Source organism: Pseudomonas sp. N-137 (assembly GCF_034555295.1).
Lineage (GTDB): Bacteria > Pseudomonadota > Gammaproteobacteria > Pseudomonadales > Pseudomonadaceae > Aquipseudomonas > Aquipseudomonas rhizophila.
Genome location: NZ_JAXUDQ010000030.1, coordinates 905027 through 930866 on the forward strand (window position 1 = coordinate 905027; position 25840 = coordinate 930866).

Annotated in this window: 22 protein-coding genes; 13 read left to right on the forward strand and 9 right to left on the reverse strand. The window is 61.3% G+C overall.

Annotated elements, in window-relative coordinates; translation table 11 throughout:
• Window positions 1-48 precede the first annotated feature (48 nt).
• From T3A99_RS25205 to T3A99_RS25225, 5 genes are all read left to right on the forward strand, one after another.
• On the forward strand, window positions 49-729 hold the full coding sequence (locus T3A99_RS25205; RefSeq protein WP_047227135.1) for a response regulator: 681 nt from the start codon (window positions 49-51) through the stop codon (window positions 727-729).
• Window positions 726-2051 carry an ATP-binding protein gene (locus tag T3A99_RS25210; RefSeq protein ID WP_322834917.1) on the forward strand — a complete coding sequence of 442 codons (1326 nt, stop codon included), beginning with the start codon at window positions 726-728 and terminating at the stop codon, window positions 2049-2051. Before T3A99_RS25205 ends, T3A99_RS25210 begins: the two co-directional genes overlap by 4 nt.
• Window positions 2052-2167: 116 nt before the next feature.
• Window positions 2168-2674 (forward strand): GNAT family N-acetyltransferase, encoded by a 507-nt coding sequence (locus T3A99_RS25215; protein ID WP_076385663.1) that lies wholly within the window; start codon window positions 2168-2170, stop codon window positions 2672-2674.
• 118 nt (window positions 2675-2792) lie between these two features.
• On the forward strand, window positions 2793-4205 hold the full coding sequence (locus T3A99_RS25220; protein WP_160891973.1) for an aspartate aminotransferase family protein: 1413 nt from the start codon (window positions 2793-2795) through the stop codon (window positions 4203-4205).
• 84 nt (window positions 4206-4289) lie between these two features.
• Window positions 4290-4517, forward strand: a complete 228-nt coding sequence (locus T3A99_RS25225) for an MbtH family protein (protein ID WP_047227138.1) — start codon at window positions 4290-4292, stop codon at window positions 4515-4517.
• A gap of 139 nt (window positions 4518-4656) precedes the next feature.
• On the opposite strand, the gene T3A99_RS25230 is transcribed toward T3A99_RS25225, so the two are convergent.
• Window positions 4657-5475, reverse strand: a complete 819-nt coding sequence (locus T3A99_RS25230) for a pyruvate, water dikinase regulatory protein (protein WP_003199510.1) — start codon at window positions 5473-5475, stop codon at window positions 4657-4659.
• Between the two features lie 179 nt (window positions 5476-5654).
• On the opposite strand from T3A99_RS25230, the gene ppsA reads away from it, so the two are divergent.
• The 8 genes from ppsA (at window position 5655) to T3A99_RS25270 (ending at window position 13779) form a co-directional block, all read left to right on the forward strand.
• A complete protein-coding gene (ppsA, locus tag T3A99_RS25235; RefSeq protein WP_047227140.1) occupies window positions 5655-8030 on the forward strand; it encodes a phosphoenolpyruvate synthase in 2376 nt (791 codons plus the stop codon).
• A gap of 159 nt (window positions 8031-8189) precedes the next feature.
• Entirely contained in the window at window positions 8190-9179 is a 990-nt protein-coding gene (locus T3A99_RS25240) for an alpha/beta fold hydrolase (protein WP_047227141.1), read from the forward strand.
• 127 nt (window positions 9180-9306) lie between these two features.
• Entirely contained in the window at window positions 9307-9798 is a 492-nt protein-coding gene (gene rraA / locus T3A99_RS25245) for a ribonuclease E activity regulator RraA (protein WP_047227142.1), read from the forward strand.
• A gap of 25 nt (window positions 9799-9823) precedes the next feature.
• Complete coding sequence (locus T3A99_RS25250) at window positions 9824-10819, forward strand: zinc transporter ZntB (protein WP_047227143.1); 996 nt, start codon at window positions 9824-9826, stop codon at window positions 10817-10819.
• Between the two features lie 63 nt (window positions 10820-10882).
• Window positions 10883-11128 carry a hypothetical protein gene (locus tag T3A99_RS25255; protein ID WP_014337331.1) on the forward strand — a complete coding sequence of 82 codons (246 nt, stop codon included), beginning with the start codon at window positions 10883-10885 and terminating at the stop codon, window positions 11126-11128.
• Between the two features lie 2 nt (window positions 11129-11130).
• Entirely contained in the window at window positions 11131-11955 is an 825-nt protein-coding gene (locus T3A99_RS25260; RefSeq protein ID WP_047227144.1) for a mechanosensitive ion channel family protein, read from the forward strand.
• A 91-nt stretch (window positions 11956-12046) separates the two neighbouring features.
• The gene (sigX, locus tag T3A99_RS25265) at window positions 12047-12637 is read left to right on the forward strand and encodes an RNA polymerase sigma factor SigX (protein ID WP_042729583.1); all 591 of its coding nucleotides are present in this window, start codon (window positions 12047-12049) and stop codon (window positions 12635-12637) included.
• 107 nt (window positions 12638-12744) lie between these two features.
• Window positions 12745-13779, forward strand: coding sequence for an OmpA family protein (locus T3A99_RS25270; RefSeq protein WP_076385661.1), 1035 nt, complete (start codon window positions 12745-12747; stop codon window positions 13777-13779).
• Between the two features lie 203 nt (window positions 13780-13982).
• Here the strand turns inward: T3A99_RS25270 and cobA are convergent, their stop codons facing one another.
• From cobA to T3A99_RS25310, 8 genes are all read right to left on the reverse strand, one after another.
• Window positions 13983-14738 (reverse strand): uroporphyrinogen-III C-methyltransferase, encoded by a 756-nt coding sequence (gene cobA / locus T3A99_RS25275; protein WP_047227146.1) that lies wholly within the window; start codon window positions 14736-14738, stop codon window positions 13983-13985.
• A gap of 10 nt (window positions 14739-14748) precedes the next feature.
• Window positions 14749-17466: a nitrate reductase gene (locus T3A99_RS25280; protein ID WP_107322191.1), complete on the reverse strand. Its 2718-nt coding sequence runs from the start codon at window positions 17464-17466 to the stop codon at window positions 14749-14751.
• Window positions 17466-17783, reverse strand: a complete 318-nt coding sequence (nirD, locus tag T3A99_RS25285; protein ID WP_047227148.1) for a nitrite reductase small subunit NirD — start codon at window positions 17781-17783, stop codon at window positions 17466-17468. Before nirD ends, T3A99_RS25280 begins: the two co-directional genes overlap by 1 nt.
• Window positions 17780-20233, reverse strand: coding sequence for a nitrite reductase large subunit NirB (gene nirB / locus T3A99_RS25290; RefSeq protein WP_160891977.1), 2454 nt, complete (start codon window positions 20231-20233; stop codon window positions 17780-17782). Before nirB ends, nirD begins: the two co-directional genes overlap by 4 nt.
• Window positions 20234-20659: 426 nt before the next feature.
• Window positions 20660-22330 (reverse strand): bifunctional protein-serine/threonine kinase/phosphatase, encoded by a 1671-nt coding sequence (locus tag T3A99_RS25295; protein ID WP_160891979.1) that lies wholly within the window; start codon window positions 22328-22330, stop codon window positions 20660-20662.
• A 9-nt stretch (window positions 22331-22339) separates the two neighbouring features.
• Window positions 22340-23551 (reverse strand): nitrate/nitrite transporter, encoded by a 1212-nt coding sequence (locus tag T3A99_RS25300; protein ID WP_047227151.1) that lies wholly within the window; start codon window positions 23549-23551, stop codon window positions 22340-22342.
• A 387-nt stretch (window positions 23552-23938) separates the two neighbouring features.
• Window positions 23939-24514: an ANTAR domain-containing response regulator gene (locus T3A99_RS25305; RefSeq protein ID WP_025212689.1), complete on the reverse strand. Its 576-nt coding sequence runs from the start codon at window positions 24512-24514 to the stop codon at window positions 23939-23941.
• A 14-nt stretch (window positions 24515-24528) separates the two neighbouring features.
• Window positions 24529-25740, reverse strand: coding sequence for a CmpA/NrtA family ABC transporter substrate-binding protein (locus T3A99_RS25310; RefSeq protein ID WP_322834918.1), 1212 nt, complete (start codon window positions 25738-25740; stop codon window positions 24529-24531).
• Window positions 25741-25840 lie beyond the last annotated feature (100 nt).

Genomic DNA, 25840 nt, shown 5'->3' on the forward strand with positions numbered 1-25840 from the left:
GGCTTAATCGGCCGGCGGCCTAATGTACCTTTTTCCACGGGGCTTACCATGCACGTACTGGTCTGCGAAGACGATGAGTTGATCGCCAGCGGGATCGTCGCCGGGCTCACGGCCCAGGGCCTGACCGTCGAACACGTCGCCACGGCGTCGGCGGCGCGGGCGATGGTTGGCGTGGCCCGGTTCGACGTCATGGTGCTGGACCTGGGGCTGCCCGACGAGGACGGCCTTAAATTGTTGCGCCAATTGCGCCAGCAAGGTCTGGAAATACCGGTGCTGATCCTCACCGCCCGGGACTCGGTGACCGACCGGGTCGACGGCTTGCAGGCCGGTGCCGATGATTATCTGCTCAAACCCTTTGATCTGCGTGAACTCGCGGCGCGCCTGCACACCTTGCTACGGCGCGTGGCGGGGCGCAGCGTCAATCTGATCGAGCACGGTCGCCTGACTTACGACCCCAGCAGCCGGGAAACCACCCTCGGCGGACAGCCGGTGGACCTTTCCCGGCGTGAGCAGTCATTGCTGCAGGCGCTGTTGCACAGTCGCGGTCGGGTCCTGTCCACCGAGCAACTCAAGGACAGCGTCTACGGGTTCAATGACGAACTGGAAAGCAACGCCCTCAACGTCCATATCCATCACCTGCGGCGCAAGCTCGGCAATGGCATTGTCGAGACGGTCCGCGGGCTGGGTTATCGGCTGGGGCCGGCCGACGACGGGGAGTCCTCCAAGTGATGAGCCTGCGATTGCGCCTGAGCCTGACCCTGGGCGCGGCCTTCGCCCTGATCTGGGCCCTGGCGGCGGCGTGGATGCTCAGTGATCTGCGCAACCAGATGATGTTTTCCCTCGACCAGCGACTGGTGGCTTCGGCGCGGATGGTCGCCGGGCTGCTGGAGCAGATGCCGCCATTGCCCAGCAAAGGTGAAGGCACGCACCTGAGGACCGAGCATGTGAGCATTCCGGGGGGCATGGCTTGCCAGGTCAGCTCCTTGCGGGGGGAGATCCTGGCCCGCAGCCATGGCACCCCAGACCAAACCCTGGAAGCCGAGAAGCTGGGCTTTCACGACCAGATGATCGACGGCGCGCCCTGGCGCAGTTTCACCCTGGCCCGAGGGGATTTGCGCATCACCACCGCCGACCGCCAGATCGAACGCGAAGCCTTGAACATGTCGGTGCTGTTGGCGGCCTCGGTACCGGTCGGCGTGGCGCTGCTGGGCTGCCTGTGCCTGTTATGGCTGGGCATCGGCCAGGGCCTGGCACCGCTCAATCGCATGCGCGATGCATTGATGCGACGCAATGCCGACTCCCTGGAGCCTCTGCAGATCCATCCGCTGCCCAGTGAGCTGCGGCCGTTGCTGGAGACCCAGAACCAGCTGTTCCAGCGTATCGGCAAGACCATTGAGCGCGAGCGCCGGCTGACCGGCGATGCCGCCCATGAGCTGCGCAGCCCGTTGACGGCTATCAAGACTCACCTGCAAGTGGCGCGCATGACCGAAGGCGTCGCCCGCGATCAGTCCCTGGCCCGGGCCGAGGAGGGCGCCGACCGCTTGCACCGCACCCTCGAACAGTTGTTGCTGCTGGCCCGGGTCGAGGGCAGCCTGTCGTTCGACGATGGCGTGCAATGCAACGCCGAGCAAGTGGCGCGACTGGCGATCCAGGATGCGACCGGCGGCGCTCCCCAGCCGATCAAGCTGCACTTGGCACCCGGGGTGTCCGACGCGCCGGTGCAAATGCCGGCGGTGCTTTCCATCGCCGCCTTGCGCAATCTGCTGGACAACGCCTTGCGGCATACGCCGGACGGGACCGAGGTGCAATTGAGCCTGGAAATGATTGGCCAGCGTGTACGCTTCCAGGTTCGCGATCATGGTCCCGGCATTGACGCCGACGATATCCAGTACCTGACCCAGCGCTTCTGGCGCAATGGCCAGAGCACCGGCTGCGGACTGGGGTTGGCGATTGTCCAGGCCATCGTCCAGCGTTGTGGTTGCGGTCTGCATTTCGACAGCCGTCCGGACGGATTGCGGGTTGAATTGACGATGCCTGTACAGGTGGGTTAACCCAGGTCTACCGGGGAGCTGCATACATCCGTTGTAACGACCTGCCATTGGCGCACCCACCTCATCCGGGGCTATGTTTTTCTCAGCTCGACTCAAGGACTGAGGAACACCGCGCCATGGAACCACTCATTGAAATCAGCACCGCCACCCCCAGCGATGCCGGCATCATCAGCCGGATCGCCGAACGCTCCATCCGCCTCGGATGTGCCGCCGAACACCGTAACGACCCGCGCATCGTGGCAGCCTGGATACGCCACAACACCCTCGCTCACCTACAACCCTTACTGCTCGACCCAAGGTTGCGCCTGACCCTGGCGCGTTTGCAGGGGCGGCTGGTGGGCACCGCCATGGCCTCGGTTTCAGGCCGGATCGCGTTCTGCTATGTGCAACCGGAATGGTTTCGCCGCGGTGCCGGGCGAGCGCTGGTACGGGATATCGAGGGGTGGTTGCGCGGTCGCGGGGTCGTCCAGGTGACACTCAACAGCACACGCAGCAGCCATGGGTTCTATCGACATCTGGGGTTCAGGCAAAGCGCCGAGGCGTTCGCCATCGGCGGTGTCACCGCCATTGCCATGCACAAGCCACTGGTCGAGCCTGCGGGGGAAAGTTCGATTCCAGAGTAAATCCTTGCCGCGCCGGTGCGTTTCCACAACAGGAAACCTGCACGTGCGCCCCGACCGGATGCGCACCTGCCCGGTGTGCCATTTGGGTCACTACTACAGTGTATTGCGGGGTCGAGAGATGTCAGTCGCCAATAGTCTTATCGAAGCACAGCCGGCGCGGGTCAGTTGCGCGCCGACCGAGACGCTCTACCAATTCAACGAGTCGCCGCTGCTGGCCCGCCAGAGCCGGCAGGAGTCCAACGCCCGCAGCTATCCACGGCGCATTCCCTTGGCCCTCAAGCGCGCCAGGGGTTTGTATGTCGAGGACGTCGAGGGTCGCACTTTCATCGACTGCCTGGCCGGGGCCGGCACCCTGGCCCTGGGGCATAACCATCCGGTGGTGATCGAGGCGATCCAGCAGGTGCTGAGCGATGAGTTGCCTTTGCATACCCTGGACCTGACCACGCCGGTCAAGGATCGCTTCGTTCAGGACCTGTTCGGCCTGTTGCCGGCGGACCTTGCCGCCGAGGCGAAGATCCAGTTCTGCGGCCCCACCGGCACTGATGCGGTGGAAGCTGCTCTCAAACTGGTGCGCACGGCCACCGGGCGCAGCACCGTGTTGTCGTTTCAGGGCGGTTATCACGGCATGAGCCAGGGGGCGCTGAGCCTGATGGGCAGCCTGGGACCGAAGAAACCCTTGGGCGCCTTGCTCGGTAACGGTGTGCAATTCATGCCTTACCCCTACGATTACCGCTGTCCGTTCGGTTTGGGCGGTGCCTCGGGGGTGAAGGCCAATCTGCATTATCTGGAAAACCTGCTGACCGACCCCGAGGCCGGCGTGCAATTGCCGGCGGCGGTGATCGTAGAGGTGGTGCAGGGCGAGGGCGGGGTCATACCGGCCGATCTGGATTGGTTGCGCGGGTTGCGGCGCATCACCGAGCAGGCGGGCGTGGCGTTGATTGTCGACGAGATCCAGAGTGGTTTTGGCCGCACCGGTAAAATGTTCGCGTTCGAACACGCCGGCATCATTCCAGATGTGGTGGTGCTGTCCAAGGCCATCGGCGGCAGCCTGCCGCTGGCGGTGGTGGTTTATCGCGACTGGCTCGATACCTGGCTGCCGGGAGCCCATGCCGGGACCTTCCGTGGCAATCAAATGGCCATGGCTGCCGGTTCCGCGGTGATGCGCTATCTGGTGGAACACAACCTGCCGGCCCACGCCAGCGCCATGGGCGATCGCTTGAGCGAACACCTGCACGTCCTGCAGCGGGATTTTGCGCAACTGGGCGATATCCGTGGTCGCGGGCTGATGCTCGGCGTCGAACTGGTTGACCCGGCCGGAACGCCGGATGCCTTGGGCCATCCGCCGGTAGATGCGCGCCTGGCGCCACGGTTGCAACGTGAATGCCTCAAACGTGGGTTGATCCTGGAGTTGGGTGGCCGGCAGGGCGGCGTGGTGCGTTTCCTGCCGCCGCTGACCATCACAGCGACGGAGATCGACCGGGTTGCCGAGATTTTCGGACGCGCCTTGAAGGCTGCCGTTGCCCAAGCCTAATTTTCACCCGGCTCCAAACGTTCCTTTCATACCCTGGCTGCGCATGCGCCGCAGTGAACCTCGAGCAAAGATGGAGAGACACCCATGACTTCAGTATTCGACCGCGAGGACATCGTCTTTCAGGTCGTGGTCAACCACGAAGAACAGTATTCGATCTGGCCTGAGTACAAAGCCATCCCCGAAGGTTGGCGTGCGGTTGGCAAAAGCGGCTTCAAAAAGGACTGCCTGGCCTACATCGAAGAAGTCTGGACCGACATGCGTCCCTTGAGCCTGCGCAAGAAAATGGATGAGCAGGTGGCTGTGGTTCACTGACTGCAGAGCATGTAAGAACGCCTCAACCCCTGTGGGAGCGAGCCTGCTCGCGATAGCGGTGGATCAGCGACATTAATGTTGGCTGGCACTCCGCTATCGCGAGCAGGCTCGCTCCCACAGGGTTTTGTGTTGTTGCGGGTTACTTGAACCGCCGCTCCACCCCTTTCTCCACCAGGATCTTCGCCGAAATCTCCTCCACGGAAAAATGCGTGGAGTTGATGTGGGGAATGTTCTCCCGCCGGAACAGGTTTTCTACCTCGCGCACTTCGAATTCGCACTGGGCGTAGCTCGAATAGCGGCTGTTGGGCTTGCGCTCGTTGCGGATCGCGGTGAGGCGATCCGGATCGATGGTCAGGCCGAACAGCTTGTGCTGGTGGGCGCGCAGGGCGCTGGGCAGTTGCAGGCGCTCCATGTCGTCCTCGGTCAGCGGATAGTTGGCCGCGCGGATACCAAATTGCATCGCCATGTACAGGCACGTCGGCGTCTTACCACAGCGCGACACACCCACTAGGATCAAATCGGCCTTGTCGTAATAATGCGTACGGGCGCCATCATCGTTGTCCAGGGCGAAGTTGACCGCCTCGATGCGTTCCATGTAGTTGGAGTTATGACCAATGGAATGGGACTTGCCGACCGAGTAGGACGAATGCTCGCTCAGCTCCTGCTCCAGAGGCGCCAGGAAGGTGGAAAAAATGTCGATCATGAAACCATTGGACGTTGCGAGAATCTCACGGATGTCCTGATTGACGATGGTATCGAAGATAATCGGGCGGAAACCGTCGGTTTCGGCGGCTTTATTGATTTGCTGTACCATGGCCCGCGCCTTGTCGACACTGTCGATGTACGGACGTATGAATTTGGCGAAGGTAATGTTTTCGAATTGCGCCAACAGGCTTTGGCCCAGTGTTTCGGCTGTAATGCCGGTGCCGTCGGAGATAAAGAAAGCAGATCGTTTCATTTGCGCCTTGGGCCCTAGTGAGCTAGTGACGATTCTTGGATATGATAGGCGCGATTTGCCGGCCGCCAGTGGCCCGCATTCTCACTTATTTTCCAGGTCCAGGCCATATCGCCGGTATTTGCTCCCCTGGAGCCACCGGTGCCTTGAGCTTTTCCAACACAGTTAGTGGAGAGATCACCTTGGTAGAGTACGTAGTTTCCCTCGATAAGCTCGGCGTCCATGATGTAGAGCATGTGGGGGGCAAGAACGCATCCCTGGGCGAGATGATCAGTAACCTCGCCGGTGCCGGCGTATCGGTGCCAGGTGGCTTCGCCACGACGGCTCAGGCTTATCGTGACTTTCTGGAACTGAGCGGCCTGAACAAACAGATCCACGACGCGCTCGATGCCCTGGACGTCGATGACGTCAACGCCTTGGCCAAGACCGGCGCCCAGATCCGCCAATGGATCATGGAAGCCGAGTTTCCCGAGAAGCTGAACGCCGAAATTCGCACCGCCTTCGCCAAACTGTCCGAAGGCAATCCCGACGTTGCCGTCGCCGTGCGCTCCTCGGCCACCGCCGAAGACCTGCCGGATGCCTCCTTCGCCGGCCAGCAGGAAACCTTCCTGAATATCCGTGGCGTGGAAAACGTCATCCGTGCCGCCAAGGAAGTCTTCGCTTCCCTTTTCAATGACCGTGCCATTTCCTACCGTGTGCATCAGGGCTTCGACCACAAACTGGTCGCCCTGTCTGCCGGTGTTCAGCGCATGGTCCGCTCCGAAACCGGCACCGCCGGGGTAATGTTCACCCTCGACACCGAGTCGGGTTTCCGTGACGTGGTGTTCATCACTGGCGCCTACGGCCTGGGTGAAACCGTCGTACAAGGCGCGGTGAACCCGGATGAGTTCTATGTCCATAAAGGCACACTGGAAGCCGGTCGTCCGGCCATCCTGCGCCGTAACCTGGGCAGCAAGGCCATCAAAATGATTTACGGCGACGAAGCCAAGGCCGGTCGTTCGGTCAAGACCGTCGACGTGGACAAGGCCGAGCGCGCGCGCTTCTGCCTGAGCGACGCCGAAGTCAGCGAGCTGGCCAAGCAGGCGATGATCATCGAGAAGCACTACAAGTGCCCGATGGACATCGAATGGGCCAAGGACGGTGACGACGGCAAGCTGTATATCGTGCAGGCCCGTCCGGAAACCGTGAAGAGCCGTACCCAGGCCAATGTCATGGAGCGCTATCTGCTCAAGGAAACCGGCACCGTGCTGGTGGAAGGCCGTGCCATCGGCCAGCGCATCGGCGCCGGCAAGGTGCGGATCATCAAGGACGTCTCGGAGATGGATAAGGTCCAGGCCGGCGATGTGCTGGTTTCCGACATGACCGACCCGGATTGGGAACCGGTGATGAAGCGCGCCAGCGCCATCGTCACCAACCGCGGCGGACGTACCTGCCACGCGGCGATCATCGCCCGTGAACTGGGCATTCCGGCTGTGGTCGGTTGCGGCAACGCCACTCAGTTGCTCAAGGACGGCCAGGGCGTCACCGTGTCCTGCGCCGAAGGCGATACCGGCTATATCTTCGAAGGCGAACTGGGCTTCGACATCAAGAAGAACTCCGTGGACGCCATGCCGGACCTGCCGTTCAAGATCATGATGAACGTCGGCAACCCGGATCGCGCCTTCGACTTCGCGCAACTGCCGAACGCGGGTGTGGGCCTGGCCCGCCTGGAATTCATCATCAACCGCATGATTGGCGTGCACCCCAAGGCGTTGCTGAACTACGACGGCTTGCCGCCGGAGATCAAGGACAGCGTCGACAAGCGCATTGCCGGTTACAACGATCCGGTCGGTTTCTACGTCGAGAAACTGGTGGAGGGCATCAGCACCCTGGCGGCTGCGTTCTGGCCGAAAAAGGTCATCGTGCGCCTGTCGGACTTCAAGTCCAACGAATACGCCAACCTGATTGGCGGCAAGCTCTACGAGCCGGAAGAAGAAAACCCGATGCTGGGCTTCCGAGGCGCTTCGCGTTACATCAGCGAATCGTTCCGTGACTGCTTCGAACTCGAGTGCCGCGCCCTCAAGCGTGTGCGCAACGAGATGGGCCTGACCAACGTCGAGATCATGGTGCCGTTCGTGCGCACCCTGGGCGAAGCGAGCCAGGTTGTCGATCTGTTGGCGGAAAACGGCCTGGCCCGTGGTGACAACGGCCTGCGCGTGATCATGATGTGCGAGCTGCCGTCCAACGCGATCCTCGCTGAAGAATTCCTTGAATTCTTCGACGGTTTCTCCATCGGCTCCAACGACCTGACCCAGCTGACCCTGGGCCTGGACCGTGACTCCGGCATCATCGCGCACCTGTTCGACGAGCGGAACCCGGCGGTCAAAAAGCTGCTGGCCAATGCCATTGCCGCCTGCAACAAGGCCGGCAAGTACATCGGCATCTGCGGTCAGGGCCCTTCGGACCACCCGGATCTGGCCAAGTGGCTGATGGAGCAGGGCATCGAAAGCGTTTCGTTGAACCCCGACTCCGTGCTGGAGACCTGGTTCTTCCTGGCTGAAGGTCAGGCTGCAGTCTGATTGAGTGAAGGGGCCTCACCGGTGATGTAAGCCGGGTAACCTTTGTGGGAGCGAGCTTGCTCGCGATAGCGGAGTGTCAGCCAAGATTATTTTTGCTGATCCACCGCAATCGCGAGCAAGCTCGCTCCCACAGTCGTCTTTTTTTTGTGCAAGAGCATTATGCAAAGCAGCAGCAACCTTTTTCCTGTCGCCCTGATCAGCGCCGAGCGGCGTGGTGATCTGAGCGAAGACGTCTATCGTCTGAAGCCCGGCAACAGCCCGGACTACAGCGTTGAACTGGCCGTCACCCGACTGGGCATGGCCGACGGCAGCGAGGTTCGCGGCGTTCCCGTGATCCTGCTGCACGGCAGTTTTTCCAACCGGCGCTTCTGGTATTCGCCTAAGGGCCTGGGACTGGGGGCCTATCTTGCGCGGCTGGGCTTTGACGTGTGGATTCCCGAAATGCGCGGTCATGGCCTGTCCCAGCGCAATCACGACTACCGCAAGAACCGCGTGGCCGATTACGCTCGTTACGACCTGCCGGCCATCGGTGCTTTTGTGCGTGAGCAGAGCGGGCAGGTGCCACACTGGATCGGCCACTCTTTGGGCGGCATCACCCTGGCGGCGGCGTTGGGCGGTCACTATCTGGGCGAGCCGGCGGTGGCTTCGGCGGCGTTTTTTGGCACCCAGGTCAGCCGCACCTATTGGCCGCTGAAGATCCCGCCGGTGGAATGGAGCGGACGTTTCATTCTCAAGCGTTTTGCCCAGTTGTCCGGTTCGCGGCTCAAGCGCGGCCCGGAGGACGAGCCCATCGGCCTGGCGCTGGAGAGCATGCGCTGGTATGGCCTGTTCGGGCGTTTTGGTGATGCGCAGAAGAACTGGTGGGCGGGGCTGGCCGATGTGCAGGTGCCGATACTGGCGGTGAGCGCGGCCGGCGACCAGCAGGATCCGACCTGGGCTTGCCGCAAACTCTTCGAGCAGGTCGGCTCTGCGCACAAGCAGTTTGTCTGCCTGGGTCGGGAGCAGGGCTTTACCGACGATTTCGGCCATGTCGAGATGCTGGTCAGCAAAGCGGCCCATGCTGAGGTCTGGCCGCTGGTGGCGCGTTGGCTGGCAGATCAGCATGCACCGCTACTGGCGGATCCATCCAGGCTGGCCGAAGCGGTTTGAAGCGAAGGCTCTGACAAGGGCATTTCGCTCTTGTCGGCTTGCGGCTAAGATATGACGCGATACGCGGTTCCGGTCACAAACGGTTGCTCACTCAGCCTGACGTTCCAGCCTTTACAGGAGTTGTTCAATGAACCATTACCTCACGCCCGACCTGTGCGACGCCTACCCGGAGTTGGTGCAAGTGTTGGAGCCGATGTTCAGCAATTTCGGTGGCCGCGATTCCTTCGGCGGCGAAATCGTGACCATCAAGTGCTTCGAGGACAACTCCCTGGTCAAGGAGCAGGTGGAACTCAAGGGCAACGGCAAAGTGTTGGTGGTCGATGGCGGCGGCTCACTGCGCCGGGCATTGCTGGGTGACATGCTGGCCGAAAAAGCCGCGAAAAACGGCTGGGAAGGGCTGGTGATTTACGGTTGCATCCGCGACGTCGACGTCATTGCCCAGACAGACCTTGGTGTCCAGGCCCTGGCCAGCCATCCGATGAAAACCGACAAGCGGGGCATCGGCGATCTCAATGTCGCGGTGACCTTTGCCGGCGTGACGTTTCGTCCAGGCGAGTATGTCTATGCGGACAACAACGGCGTGATTGTGTCGCCCAGCCCGCTGAAAATGCCTGAATGAAGCGTCAAAGCCATAAGGGATGAGGATGTTCGAGGAAGAAAACGCGCAATGGGGGCTGGTGCATGCCCTGGTGCTGGACGGTAATGGTGGCGCGCGTTCGATAGCCCGGACAGAACTCGACGATTTGCAGTTACAGGCCCACGAAAGCTTGTGGCTGCACTGGGATCGCAGTCATCCGCAAACCCACACCTGGCTGCGCAAGTCCAGTGGCCTGAGCGAATTCAACTGCGACCTGCTGCTGGAGGAGAACACCCGGCCGCGCCTGTTGCCGCTGCCCAACGCCGAACTGCTGCTGTTTCTGCGCGGCGTCAACCTCAATCCGGGCGCAGAACCGGAGGACATGGTGTCGGTGCGGATCTTCGCGTCCCCCCAGCGAGTGATCTCCCTGCGCCTGCGTCCGTTGCGCGCCACCGATGAACTGTTGACGCAACTGGCCGAGGGCGAGGGGCCAAGGACTGCGTCGGAACTCATCCTTTATATGGCGCAGTACCTGACCAACAAGGTGCAGGATCTGGTCACCCAGCTCTCGGAAATCGTCGATAGCGAAGAAGAAAAGATTGATACCGACGAACGGTATACCCCCGAGCATGATGCCATTTTGCACATTCGCAGAAGGGCGGCCGGGCTGAAGCGGTTCCTGGCCCCCCAGCGGGATATTTTCGGCCAGATGACACGGCTCAAACTGCCGTGGTTTGTCGAGGATGATGGCGATTACTGGAATGAATTGAACAACAGCCTGACCCGCTACCTCGAAGAGCTGGAATTGACCCGAGAGCGCGTGGGGCTTGTGCTGGAGGCCGAGGACCGGCGTCTGTCGGTGCGTATGAATCGCACCATGTACCGCTTCGGCATCATCACCGGGATTTTTCTGCCGATGAGTTTTCTCACCGGTCTTTTGGGCATCAACGTCGGCGGTATTCCGTTCTCCGAAAGCCCTTATGGCTTCCTGGTTGCATGCCTGTTGATGGTCGGCGTGGCCCTCGGTCAGTGGTGGCTGTTCCGCCGTTTGCGCTGGGTTTGACGGGGCGCCATGTGACCTGCCGAAATTTGATCGCGTCTTTCACAGACATCACGAGAGGTGCGTATGCACGATCCGTTTGAACAGTCTTTGCGCGACATGCTCAAGGCTTCGCCGTCCAGCCGGGACGACGATGCATGCCTGGGACGTGTACTGAAAACCGCCAACCGCCAGGTTGGCGCCGGCGATCTGTTCAGCCTGCTGGGCCGCTGGTTGCCCGCGCTGATGATCGCCCTGAATAACGGGTCGGCCCACGTTTCGCCGGTTTCCCGTCGTAAACCTGTTACTCGCACCGCTGATAAGGCTGATTGAATATGGAACTTGATCTCTGGACCCAGAGCCTCGTCACGGCAATGACCGCGTTGTGGACCAAGGTGGCTAATTTCATCCCCAACCTCTTCGGCGCCCTGGTGGTGCTGTTGTTGGGGTTCGTGGTGGCCAAGCTGCTGGACACCCTGCTTTCAAAACTGCTCGCCAAATTGGGGCTCGACCGCCTGATGGGCGGCACCGGCCTGACCAAGCTGCTGTCGCGCGGTGGCATTCAGGTTCCGATCTCGACCTTGGTCGGCAAGATCGTCTACTGGTTCGTTCTGCTGATTTTCCTGGTTTCTGCCGCTGAATCCCTGGGCCTTGAGCGAGTTTCAGCTACGCTCGATATGCTTGCGCTGTATTTGCCGAAGGTTTTCGGTGCCGCGCTGGTATTGCTGGTGGGCGTTCTGCTGGCGCAATTGGCCAACGGGCTGGTGCGCGGCGCGGCCGAAGGTGTCGGGCTTGACTACGCCCAGGGCTTGGGGCGAATTGCCCAGGGCCTGGTGATCATCATCAGTATTTCGGTCGCGATCAGCCAGTTGGAGGTCAAGACTGACCTGCTCAACCATGTGATCGTCATCGTATTGATTACCGTTGGTCTGGCGGTTGCGCTGGCAATGGGGTTGGGAAGCCGGGAAATCGCCGGCCAGATTCTTGCGGGAATCTATGTGCGTGAATTGTATGAGGTTGGGCAACAAGTGCGTGTTGGCGAGGTCGAAGGCCAGATCGAAGAGATCGGCACGGTGAAGACCACATTGCTGACCGAGGAGGGTGAATTGGTATCGCTCTCCAATCGGATCCTACTGGAACAGCATGTGAGTAGCCGCTAACCCGGCAAACCCTGCTAATGTATGCCGCCGCAAAATGCCCGTTAACGCAGGCTGCGGCGCACATTGACCTAGACTGTCGGCCCGACTTGTTTTGAACAAACCCCAATCGCTATCCACGCGCTACGACCCCCGTGATCTCTCCGATGAGGAGTTGGTCGCGCGCGCGCATACGGAACTTTTCCACGTAACGCGTGCTTACGAAGAATTGATGCGCCGTTACCAGAGAACATTATTTAACGTTTGTGCGCGTTATCTGGGGAACGATCGTGATGCTGACGATGTCTGTCAGGAGGTGATGTTGAAGGTGCTGTATGGCCTGAAGAACTTCGAGGGGAAATCGAAGTTCAAGACATGGCTCTATAGCATCACGTACAACGAATGCATCACGCAGTACCGCAAGGAACGGCGAAAGCGTCGCTTGATGGATGCTTTGAGCCTGGATCCTCTGGAGGAAGCGTCTGAAGAAAAGGCGCCCAAACCAGAGGAAAAGGGTGGGCTGGATCGCTGGCTTGTCCATGTGAACCCGATCGACCGGGAAATTCTGGTGCTACGATTTGTCGCAGAGCTGGAATTCCAAGAGATCGCAGACATAATGCACATGGGGTTGAGCGCGACAAAAATGCGTTACAAGCGCGCTCTTGATAAATTGCGTGAGAAATTTGCGGGTATTGCTGAAACTTAGTTCGGCGCAAATATCTCTTACGTGTAGGCAAGTTCTGATAGACTTGTCGCCGAGTTGTCCCCCGGTTTGCGGGACTGCTTTACAATCACCAGATGGGGATTTAACGGATGAAACTGAAAAACACCTTGGGCTTTGCCATTGGTTCTTTGATTGCTGCCACTTCGTTCGGCGCTCTGGCACAAGGCCAAGGCGCAGTTGAAATCGAAGGCTTCGCCAAGAAAGAAATGTTCGACAGCGCTCGCGACTTCAAGAACAACGGCAACCTGTTCGGCGGCTCGATTGGTTACTTCCTGACCGACGACGTAGAACTGCGTCTGGCCTACGACGAAGTGCACAACGCACGTGCCGAAGACGGTCGTAACATCAAGGGCTCCAACACCGCTCTGGACGCTCTGTACCACTTCAACAACCCAGGCGACATGCTGCGTCCTTACGTATCGGCTGGTTTCTCCGATCAGAGCATCGGTCAGAACGGCCGTAGCGGTCGCAACGGCTCCACCTTCGCCAACGTTGGCGGCGGTGCCAAGCTGTACTTCACTGACAACTTCTACGCCCGTGCCGGCGTTGAAGCTCAGTACAACATCGACCAGGGCGACACCGAGTGGGCTCCAAGCGTCGGTATCGGTGTGAACTTCGGTGGCGGCTCCAAGCCTGCTGCTGCTCCAGTTCCAGCTCCGGCTGAAGTCTGCTCCGACAGCGACAACGATGGCGTGTGCGACAACGTCGACAAGTGCCCTGACACCCCAGCCAACGTAACCGTTGACGCTGATGGCTGCCCAGCTGTTGCTGAAGTCGTACGTGTTGAGCTGGACGTCAAGTTCGACTTCGACAAGTCGGTCGTTAAAGAAAACAGCTACGGCGACATCAAGAACCTGGCTGATTTCATGAAGCAGTACCCATCCACCACCACTACTGTTGAAGGTCACACTGACTCCGTCGGTCCTGACGCTTACAACCAGGCTCTGTCCGAGCGTCGTGCAAACGCCGTTAAGCAAGTCCTGACCAACCAGTACGGTGTTGAATCGTCCCGCGTTCAGTCTGTTGGCTACGGCGAATCCCGCCCAGTTGCCGACAACGCTACTGACGCTGGCCGTGCTGTTAACCGTCGCGTAGAAGCGCAGGTTGAAGCCGAAGCTAAGTAATTAGCCCACAGCTTTGGAAAAGCCCGGCTTAGGCCGGGCTTTTCTTTGCCTGCGATTTATGAAAATCAGGGGCGGGGCTGGAGAAACACAAAAAACTGTGGGAGCGAGCCTGCTCGCGATGGCGGTGTGTCAGTCAGCATCAATGTTGCTGATCCACCGCCATCGCGAGCAGGCTCGCTCCCACAGGTTTGCTGGTGTCTGTGCTATAGCGCCGAAGCCTGGACCCAGGCCGGTTGCGCGCCTGCCAGCTCAGCAGCTCTGGCCACCTCGCCAATCACCAGGATCGCCGGGCTCTTGAGTTGAAATGCGCCTGCATCGGCCTCCATCGAGGTCAGGTCACTGCGACAGTCGCGCTGATGGGGCAGAGAGGCATTTTCAATCATCGCCACCGGCGTGTCCGCCGCCAGGCCTCCGGCCAGCAGTTGCTCGCGGATCTCGCTCAGTTTCGCCACCCCCATGTACACCACCAAGGTGGTCCCGCTTTGTGCCAGGGCTTGCCAGTTCAGGCTGCTACCGTCCTGGGTGTGGGCGGTGACCAGCGTCACGCCCCGGGCAATCCCACGCAGCGTCAGCGGAATATCACATTGCGTCGCACCCGCGAGGCCGGCCGTAATGCCATTGACCAGTTCCACTTCGACGCCATGCTCGCGCAGCCACTGCGCCTCTTCGCCGCCCCGGCCGAAGATGCACGGGTCGCCGCCCTTGAGGCGTACCACGCATTTGCCCTGACGGGCATAACGCAGCATCAGCCGATGGATAAAAGCCTGTGGCGTGGAACGGCATCCGCCGCGCTTGCCGACGGCGATGATCCGCGCGCCAGGGCAGTGCTCCAGCACCGCATCGTTGACCAGATCGTCGATCAACACCACGTCGGCTTCGCCCAAGGCGCGCACGGCTTTGAGGGTCAGCAATTCAGGGTCGCCAGGACCTGCACCCACCAGCCAGACTTTTGCGTTCATAGTGTTTTCCTCACGAGACAGCGGCCACCGGTTGCGCGGTGGCAACCAGCAGGCGTTTGATTTCCGGTACACAGGAGCCGCATTGCGTGCCGCAGCCCAGTTCCTGTTTCAGCCCCTGCAAGTCCAGGCCACGTTCAATGCCGGCGCAGATCGCACGCTGGCTGACGTTCATGCAGTTGCACAGTGTTTTGCTGCCGCCAACGGCGGCGCCGGCATTGCCTGGTGGGGCGCTCAAAGGCGCCAGCAGCCAGCGCCGCAACTGCTCATCGGCGCGGCCTTCCAGCCAGAGGTTTTGCAGCCAGTGGCGGGCCAGGGTTTCGCCGGCCAGGCGAATGGCGGTGATGCGACCGTTCTCGATTCGCACCCGTTTACCGATGGAACGACGCGGGTCGTCATAGGCCAGCACCGGCCCTTCGATCAGCCCCAATTGCTCGTCGATCGCCTGCAGCAACTGCGGTTCGGGGGCGACGGCGCTGGCCGCGCGAATCAGCAACGCGGGACGTTCGCGCCCAGTCAGGCTCAGGCTGACGTAGGCAAACGCCTCACACAGTGGTCGCAAAGTCTCCAAGTGCTGTTGAACATCGCCTTCGACCAGGGCGAAAAGCTGCCAGGGCAGGTTCACCGGTTCCAGGCGCACGCCGCTGTGTTTGAGTTCCGGCTGTTTTGACAGGGGGTCGAAGGCCGGTTGAGTCAGGGTATTGACCCCACCCTTGAGAAAGCGGTCGCCCCAGTGCATGGGCAGAAACGCCTGCCCGGGGCGCACGCTGTCGTCGCTGTCCACCGCCACGATCACGGCGCCACGACGGCTCTTGAGGCTGACCAGGTCACCGGCTTGCAGGCGATGGCGAAGCAGTTCGTCAGGGTGCAGGCTGAGCACGGCTTCGTTCACATGACCGAACAATTGCGCGGCGGTGCCGGTGCGGCTCATGCCATGCCATTGGTCCCGCAGGCGACCCGTGTTGAGGGTCAATGGGTAGCGGGCGTCGCGCAACTCTTTGGCGGCGCGATACGGTTCTGCGACAAACCGCGCGCGGCCATTGTCGGTAGGAAAAATCCCGTCCAGATACAGGCGCGGTGTTCCGCTGCTGGCGCCTTGCGGGAAGGGCCATTGCTGAGGACCGAGTTGATCGATCAGGGCATGGCTGATACCGGACAAGTCCAGGTCGCGGCCACGGGTCAGTTGCTTGTATTCATCGAACAACTGGGCCGGGGTTTCAAAGGCGAACAGGCTGGGTTGACCCGGGCGCAGGCGTTTCTCCAGGCGTTGGGCGAAATCCACGGTAATTGCCCAGTCCGGCCGTGCCTCACCCGGTGCGGCAATCGCCCGGCGGACGTGGGAAATACGCCGTTCGGAGTTGGTCACCGACCCTTCTTTCTCGCCCCAACTGGCCGCTGGCAGCAGCAGGTCGGCAAACGCGGCGGTTTCGGTGGTCCGGAAGGCCTCTTGCAGCACCACGAATGGACAGGCTTGCAGGGCTTCCCGGACCGCCGTCTGGTCAGGCATCGACTGCGCGGGGTTGGTGCAGGCAATCCACAGTGCCTTGATCTTGCCACTGCGAACCTGTTCGAACAGTTCGATGGCGCTCAAACCCGTGGTCGCGGGCAATTGTTCAACACCCCAGTAGCGGGCGACTTCGGCGCGATGTTCGGCGTTGGCGGCGTCGCGATGACCCGGCAGCAGGTTCGACAAGCTACCGGTTTCCCGACCGCCCATGGCATTGGGCTGACCGGTCAGCGAGAAGGGCCCGGCGCCCGGCCGGCCGATTTGGCCGGTGGCCAGGTGCAGGTTGATCAACGCGCTGTTCTTCGCACTGCCGGCGGTGGACTGATTCAAGCCCATGCACCACAACGACAGGAAGCTGGGCGACGTGCCGACCCATTCGGCGCACTGGTGCAGTTGCTCGACGCTGATGCCGCAGATCTGGGCGACCATGGCCGGGGTGTAGTCGCGCACCAGGTTCTTGAGGTCCGCCAGGCCTTCGGTGTGGGCCTTGATGAAGCCGCGGTCGACCCAGTCTTCCCACAACAACAGGTGCAAAATCCCATGGAACAAGGCGACATCGGTGCCCGGCAGGATCGCCAGATGCAGGTCGGCAAGGTCGCAGGTGTCGGTACGCCGTGGGTCGATGACGATGATTTTCATCTGTGGTCGGCGGGACTTGGCGTCCTCGAGGCGGCGAAACAGGATCGGATGGGCGTAGGCCATGTTACTGCCGACAATCATCACACAGTCGCTCAGCTCCAGGTCTTCATAGCTGCAGGGCGGGGCGTCGGCACCGAGGCTGCGCTTGTAACCCACCACCGCCGAGGACATGCACAGCCGGGAATTGCTGTCGATGTTGTTGGTGCCCACCAGTGCCCGGGCGAGTTTGTTGAAGGCGTAGTAGTCCTCGGTCAGCAGTTGCCCGGAGATGTAGAACGCCACGCTGTCGGGGCCGTGTTCGGCGATGGTATCGGCGAAGATGCTGGCCGCGTGATCCAGCGCGCTGTCCCAATCGGTGCGGGCGCGGGACAGGCCCTTGCCCAGGCGCAGTTCGGGATATAAGGCGCGCGCGGCGAGGTCGCCGGTCAGGTGCAGGGTCGAACCCTTGCTGCACAGTTTGCCGAAGTTGGCCGGGTGGGCGGGATCGCCACTGACGCCGAGGATACGCTCGTCGTCATGTTCGATCAGCACGCCGCAACCGACCCCGCAATAACAGCAGGTCGAGGCGGTGGTTTGACGGCTCATCAGCTTGCTTCCCGCAATGCCAGCATCACCCGGCCGTTTTCGACCCGCGCCGCATGATGATGAGCGCAACCCACATCCGGGGCCTGGGCCTGGCCGGTTTCCAGGTCGATCTGCCAGTTGTGCAGCGGGCAGGCCACGCGCTTGCCATAGATCAACCCCTGGGACAGCGGGCCACCCTTGTGCGGGCAGCGGTCATCGAGTGCGAAAACCTCATCGTCGCTGGTACGAAAAATCGCGATATCGCCTTTCGGGCCATTGATGATGCGCGAGCCCAGGGCGTTGATCTCTTCCAGTGCGCAGATATCCAGCCAGTTCATGCCGGTACCTCCAGGTTTTTCACGGTGATGACTTCAAACTCTTTCTTCAGCTGGGGCTGTTCCAGGCGTTCTTTCCATGGGTCCTGTTCCAACGACAGGGAGAACTTCAGGCGGTCATGCAAGGCTTTGCGTCGTTGCGGATCTTCAAGTACCGCTTTCTTGATGTGCTCCATGCCGACCCGTTGCATGTAGTGCACGGTGCGTTCGAGGTAGAAGGCTTCTTCGCGGTACAACTGCAGGAATGCGCCGTTGTATTCGCGCACTTCTTCGGCGGTCTTGAGTTTGACGAAGAATTCGGCGACCTCAGTCTTGATCCCGCCGTTACCGCCGATGTACATCTCCCAGCCGGAATCGACGCCGATAATGCCGACATCTTTGATGCCCGCTTCCGAGCAGTTGCGGGGGCAACCGGAAACGGCCAGCTTCACTTTGTGGGGCGACCACATGTTGAAGAGGTCGTGCTCCAGCTCGATTCCCAATTGGGTGGAGTTCTGCGTGCCAAAACGGCAGAATTCGCTGCCTACGCAGGTTTTTACGGTGCGGATGGATTTGCCATAAGCGTGGCCGGACGGCATGTCCAGGTCTTTCCAGACTCCGGGTAGATCCTGCTTTTTGATCCCTAGCAAGTCGATACGCTGGCCGCCGGTGACCTTGACCATCGGCACGTTGTATTTGTCGGCCACATCGGCAATGCGCCGCAACTCAGACGGATTGGTCACGCCACCCCACATCCGCGGGACGACGGAGTAAGTGCCATCTTTCTGGATGTTGGCGTGGGCACGCTCGTTGATCAGGCGCGACTGCGGATCGTCGTGCGCTTCGCCGGGCCAGGTGGAAATCAGGTAGTAGTTGAGCGCCGGGCGGCAGGTGGCGCAGCCGTTTGGGGTGCGCCAGTTCAGGTAGCTCATGGTTGCGGCGATGGTCAGCAGATGCTGGTCGCGGATCGCCTGGCGAATCTGCCCGTGGTTGAGATCGCTGCAACCGCAGATGGCTTTTTCGCTTTTCGGTTTGACGTCCGCCGCGCCGCCCACGGTGTTGATCAGGATCTGCTCCACCAAACCGGCGCAGGAGCCACAGGAACTGGCGGCCTTGGTGTGTTTTTTCACATCATCGACGCTGAACAGCCCATGCTCCTGGATCGCCTTGACAATGGTGCCCTTGCACACGCCGTTGCAGCCGCAGACTTCGGCGGTGTCGGCCATGTTCATGGCTTTGTCCTGGCCCTGGTGTCCTACGTCTCCCAGGGCGTTTTCCCCAAACATCAGGTGATCGCGGATCTCGCTGATGGTGTGGTTCTCACGGATCTGACGGAAATACCAGCCACCGTCTGCCGTATCGCCGTACAGACAGGCGCCGACCAGCACGTCATCCTTGATCACCAGTTTTTTGTAGACGCCACCAATCGGGTCGGAAAGGGTGATGGTCTCGGTGCCTTCGCCGCCCATGAAGTCCCCGGCGGAGAACAGGTCGATGCCGGTGACTTTGAGTTTGGTCGAGGTCACTGAACCCTTGTAGGTGGCGAAGCCCAGTTGCGCGAGGTGGTTGGCACAGACCTTGGCTTGCTCGAACAGCGGTGCCACCAGGCCGTAGGCGGTTCCACGGTGGCTGGCGCATTCACCGATGGCATAGATGCGCGGGTCGTAGGTTTGCATCGTGTCGTTGACCAGAATCCCGCGGTTGCAAGGGATGCCGGACTTTTCCGCCAGTTCGGTATTGGGGCGGATACCGGCGGCCATCACCACCAGATCGGCCGGGATGATGTCACCGTTCTTGAATTGCACCGAGCCGACCCGGCCATTGCCGGCGTCGTGCAGGGCTTGCGTTTGTTCGCTCAGGCGGAATTTCAGCCCGCGATTTTCCAGGGCGGTTTGCAGCAACTGACCGCTGGTCTTGTCCAACTGACGCTCCAGCAGCCATTCACCCAGGTGCACCACTGTCACGTCCATGCCCCGCAGTTTCAAGCCGTTGGCGGCTTCCAGGCCGAGCAGCCCGCCGCCGATCACCACGGCGTGTTTGTGGGTCTTGGCGGTGTTGATCATCGCCTGGGTGTCGGCGATGTCGCGGTAGCCAATGACGCCCTCCAGGGTGTTGCCGGGAATCGGCAGGATGAATGGCGTGGAGCCTGTGGCGATCAGCAGACGGTCGTATTCGGCTTCGCTGCCGTCCTCGGCGATGACCCGGCGCTTGACTCGGTCGATCTCCACGACCTTGCGGTTGAGCAGCAGCTTGATGTTGTTGTCCAGGTACCAGCTCAGGTCGTTGAGCACGATCTCTTCAAACGTCTGCTCCCCGGCGAGCACGGGCGAGAGCAGGATGCGGTTGTAGTTGGTATGAGGCTCGGCGCCGAACACCGTGATGTCGTATAGCTCATTGCTCAGCTTGAGCAGTTCTTCGAGGGTTCGAACCCCGGCCATGCCGTTGCCGATCATCACCAGTTTGAGTTTCTTCATCAGGGTTCTCCGCAAGCTCAGGCCCGGTTCATCACGGTGCTCGGACTGGCTCGATATTTTTACGAAAACAAAAAAAGGCGTCCCGCTAGTTGCCTAGCGAGGACGCCTTTGTCCTTGTCCCGTTCTCTCGGGAAGCACCGCCCTCATCGTTGGAGGCGTTGCTTTATGTATGGTGAGAGAGGTTATGCAGTGGTTGTGCCAACTGGCTTGAGGGCGCGGATTTATTGGAGGGGAGGCGGGTTGTGCGGATTGGAGCGAGATTTATTGCACCGAATCAAAGCGTGTTGCCCGGTAATGGAGCGTCCCGCAGGCGCAGTTGCAGGGACCATCGGGCCGCCATCGCGAGCAGGCTCGCTCCCACATTGGATCTGTGGTGGACACAAAACCTGTGGGAGCGAGCCTGCTCGCGATAGACGCGACTGGGTTTCAGCCATGAAACGCTAAATACAGCAGCACCAGATTCACCACCAAAGACACCAGCGCCAATGTGCGCCAGACCTTCAGCGGCTCCCTTTCCAGTAGCGGCCGAGGCCTGACGCTCAAGCTGCGCCGTTCACCCTGTTCCAGCAGTAACAGCCATTCCTCGGCGGTTTCAAACCGTTGCCCAGGATCCGCCGCCACGGCACGCTCCAGGCTTTGCCCAAGCCATTCGGCCAGGTCCGGTCGATAGCGATGGGCACTGACCGGTATGCCAAAGCGCGGTCGCTGGAACGCCTCGATTTCGCCGTAGGGATAGTGCCCGGTGAGCAGGAAATACAAAGTCACGCCGACCGCATACAAGTCTTGTTGCGCCGTCGGCGGCGCACCCCCGAAGGCTTCCGGGGCGATATAGCTGGGCGTGCCGGGCAGCACGTTAGCCTGGTCTTCGGACAATCCCGGGCAATACGCCAGTCCGAAATCCAGCAAGCGCAGTTCCCCATCCTCGCCCAGGTGCAGGTTCTCCGGCTTGATATCGCGGTGAAAGATCTGTCTTCGATGCAACAGGCCCACCGCGTGCACCAGCCGCTGCGCCAGGTCCTGCCACTGGGGCAGAGGCAACGGGCCGCCCTGGTTGAACAGCTCGGCCAGGGTCTTGCCCGAATATTCCCGCATGACGTAGTACAAATGCTGACGCTGGGCAACGCCGTGGACTTCCGGAAACTGCCTCCCGGCGACCCGCCTGAGGAACCACTCTTCCGACAGCAACGACTGCCCGGCCTGAGTATCGTCCCGTAGATGCCCCGGCAAGGTTTTCAGCAACCATGGTTGGCCCTGGCCATCGTGTACCCGGTAGAGCAACGATTGCTGGCTCTGGCCGAGCAGGCTTTCGATCTGCCAGCCCTCGAACACTTGCCCCGGTTTCAATGCCGGGGGAAGGGGCCATTGCTGCAACTGGGCCAGCGCATCGCCAATGCTCGCTTCGCCCACCGCATCGACCCGCACCAGCAGTGCGCTGGCGTTGTCCTGGCTGCCGGCCAGGTGCGCAGCGTTGACCAGGGTTTGCGCGGCAATGTCCAGGTCCGGCTGGTCGCGAAGGATACCGGCGATGGCCGTGTCCCCCAGAACCGCCCAGACGCCATCGCTGAGCAGTACGAAGGTCTCGTCGGTGCGCAGTTCGCCATCGAGGAAGTCCAGGATCAGGTGCTGATCCAGCCCCAGGGCACGCTTGAGCACGTGCTGCATGCCCTGTTGTTCCCAGACGTGATCCTCACTGACCCGCTGCAGATGATTGTCGTGCCAGCGGTAGACCCGGCAATCGCCCACGTGGGCCAGGGTGAAGCGCCGGCCCCGCAGGACCAGCGCGCTGACGGTGGTGAGCAGCGGTTGCCCGCCACCGTTGGCTTGCAGCCAGCGATTCTGTGCCAATAACAGCCGGTCCAGCGCTTGGGCCACACCCCAGGTTTGCGGCGTGGAATAGTAGTCCAGGGCCAGGGCCTGCAAGGTCGAACGGGCGGCCAGCCCGCCATCGGCGCATTGGCTCACACCGTCGGCGATGGCGAACAGGTACCCCTTGCTCGCGGCCAGGGCCGGCGCCGGGGTCACCAGGCGCAGGGCGTCCTGGTTTTCTTCCCGAGGGCCAATGGCACTGGCTTCGGCAAAACTCAGTTGCAGGCTCATGGAGGCTATTTATACCCGAGCCGCGGTGACAGCGGCCGAACCCCAGGTGGTCCTCCAGCGACGCTTGACGCCGTACAGGCCGAACCAGGCCAGGACGCCGAGGCTGGCGAACAACCACAGTGCCAGTTGATAGCTGCCGGTGCTTTGCTTGATCGCGCCCATGCCTGCCGCCAGGGCGAAACCGCCGATGCCGCCGGCCATGCCGATCAATCCGGTCATCACGCCGATCTCGCGACGGAAGCGTTGTGGCACCAGTTGGAATACCGCGCCGTTGCCCGCACCCAAACCGAGCATGGTGCAGACGAACAGGGCCAGGGCCGCGTAGGAGCTTGGCAGATTGAAGCCCACTGCCGCGATGCAGACAGCGGCCACGGTGTACATGCCCAACAGGGTGCGAATGCCACCGAAACGATCCGCCAGGGCGCCGCCCAGTGGACGCATCAGGCTGCCCCCGAAGACGCAAGCGGCGGTGTAGTAACCGGCGGTCACCGGGCTCAGGCCGTACTGGTCGTTGAAGTAGCCGGGCAGTGCGCTGGCCAGGCCGATGAAGCCGCCGAAGGTCACACTGTAGAAGAACATGAACCACCAGCTGTCCCGGTCGCCCAGGGCCTTGAGGTAGTCGCCCATGGATTTGGCTTTTGGCCGCTCGGGAGCGTTCTTGGCCAGCCAGGCGAAGAGGATCAGGGTCACGATCAGCGGGATCAGCGCGAAACCGAACACGTTGCTCCAGCCGAATGCCACTGCCATTACCGGTGCGATCAGCGCAGCCAGTACGGTGCCCGAGTTACCAGCGCCGGCAATGCCCATGGCCTTGCCCTGGTGCTGTGGCGGATACCACTGGGAGGCCAGCGGCAGGGCCACGGCGAATGACGCACCGGCCACGCCCAGGAACAGCCCCAGCAGCAAGGCTTGTTCGTAGCTGTGGATGCCCAGTTTCCAGGCACAGAACAGTGCACCGATCACAATCACCTGACCGACCATACCGGCGGTTTTCGGTGAAATCCGGTCGGCCAGCAGGCCCATGAACAAGCGCAGTACGGCACCGGCCAGGATCGGCGTAGCCACCATCAGGCCGCGTTGCTGGGTGGTCAGGTGCAGGTCGGCAGAGATCTGCACCGCCAGTGGACCGAGCAGGTACCAGACCATGAAACTCAGGTCGAAATAGAGGAAGGCCGCGAACAGTGTCGGGGTGTGGCCGGATTTCCAGAAGCTTGAATTCATCGCGCACCTCAGCTGTAAAAGTCTCGAGAAATGAGTCAGTGCCTTGAAGCAGTGCGCCGCCTGTGGCTGCACCACCGACCCCGGACTGTGGGATCAAAACAAAAAAACGCCGCAACCCGAATCGCCAGGGGGCGAGGAGGGTGTGCGACGTCTTTGTCGTAGGTGGGGCAACCGCCGTTGGTTACCTGTGGCTTTGCTAAAGCGAGAACTGTGCCAACAGGGGAGCAGTGTGAGACCTATCGCGAGCAGGCTCGCTCCCACAGTGGATCTTCAGTGGCCATGAAACCTGTGGGAGCGGGCCTGCTCCCACATTGGAGTTCCAGTGGCCACAGGATCTGTGGGAGCGAGCCTGCTCGCGATAGCGCCAGGTCTGGCGCTGCAAGGCTTTCAGCCGAGCAGCTCATTCATCGCAATGATCTGCTCGGCCACCTGGATCAGCTTCTGCTGGCGACTCATGGCCTGGCGGCGCATCAGGGTGTAGGCCTGTTCTTCGTTGCATTCTTTCATCTTCATCAGCATGCCCTTGGCCAGTTCGATGCGTTTGCGCTCGGCCAGTTGCTGGTCCCGGGCCAGGAGCTGGGCGCGCAGGGCCTGGTCGCTTTCGAAGCGGGCCATGGCCACGTCGAGGATCGGTTGCAGGCGCGCGGCGTGGATGCCTTCGACGATGTAGGCGCTCACGCCCGATTTGATCGCCTGGCGCATTACATCCGGGTCGTGCTCGTCGGTAAACATGACGATCGGTCGTGGCTGGTCGCGGCTGACCAGCACCACTTGCTCCATGACATCGCGTCCGGGTGACTCGGTATCGATCAGGATCACGTCCGGACGCACTGTTTCGACGCGTGCCGGCAGGTCGATGGTCAATCCGGATTCATCGATGACTTCGAACCCGGCCTCAATCAGGGCCGCTTTGAGACGGCCGACTTTTTTCGCGGTGTCGTTGATCAGCAGGATACGCAGCATGGTCGTGGCTCCTGTCAGCGGCTGGCGAAGAGGGGAGCCGCATCGCTCAAAGCGTGCAGTTTGAAGCTTTTGGCATAAGCGGCCGGATCCGAGCCGTCCCAGATGGTGCCGTCGATCAATTGGCTGCTGCGCATGTCCTGGCGGGGGGCGGCGATGTCCAGTGCCGCGCAGGCTTGACGGTATAGCCTGAGCTGCTGGACTTGCTGTGCCACGGCCAGGTAATCCGGGTCTTCACGCAGCAGGCCCCAGCGGCGGAACTGGGTCATGAACCACATGCCATCGGACAGGTAGGGCAGGTTCACTTCGCCGTTGCCGTGGAAACGCATCGCGTGAGGGTCCTGCCAGCTGTTGCCCAGCCCGTCGGCGTAAATCCCCAACAGGCGCGGCTCGATGCAATCCAACGGCGCATCCAGGTATTCGGGCGCACTCAATAGTTGTGCGGTGCTGCGGCGGTTCTCGGTGCTTTGCTCAATGAAGCGACTGGCTTGCAGGATCGCCATCACCAGTGCGCGGGCGGTATTGGGGTATTGCTCGACGAATGCACGGGTGCAGCCGAGGACTTTTTCCGGGTGATCGGGCCAGATGGTTTGAGTCGTCGCCAGGGTGAAGCCCAGGTTCTGTTTTACCGCACTGGCGCACCACGGCTCGCCCACGCAGAACCCGTCGATCCGTCCGGCCTGCAGGTGGGCGATCATTTGCGGCGGCGGTACCACCACGCTGTCGACATCCGACAGCGGATGGATGCCTTGAGCGGCGAGCCAGTAATAGAGCCACATGGCGTGGGTGCCAGTGGGGAAGGTCTGGGCGAAAGTCAGTTTCGGGCGAGTTTGGTGCACATGCTGTTCCAGTGCCTCAGGACTGGTCACGCCTTGGGCCTGCAAGCCATGGGAAAGGTTGATGCTCTGGCCGTTCTGGTTCAGCCCCATCAACACCGCCATGTCGGTCGGCGCGACCCCGCCGATGCCCAGGTGCACCGCGTAGATCAGGCCATACAGGCTGTGGGCGGCATCGATTTCACCACTGACCAGCTTGTCCCGCAGGTTGGCCCAGGACGCTTGGCGCTTGAGGTTCAAAGTCAGCCCGTAAGGCTGGGCAAAGCCCTGGGTGGCGGCCACCACCAGCGGCGCGCAGTCGCTCAAGGCCATGAAGCCAAGATTGATCGCGCTCTTTTCCGGGGCATCGCTGCCGTTGACCCAGGCCAGGGGGTTGGCTGGAACTTCATTCATCGCGCATCACCTTTCCACAAAAAAAGGCGCCGTATCCGGACGTTTGCAAGGCCGGATGACGACGCCGTTGTCCTTCAAATACAGTGTGGCACTCATTCCG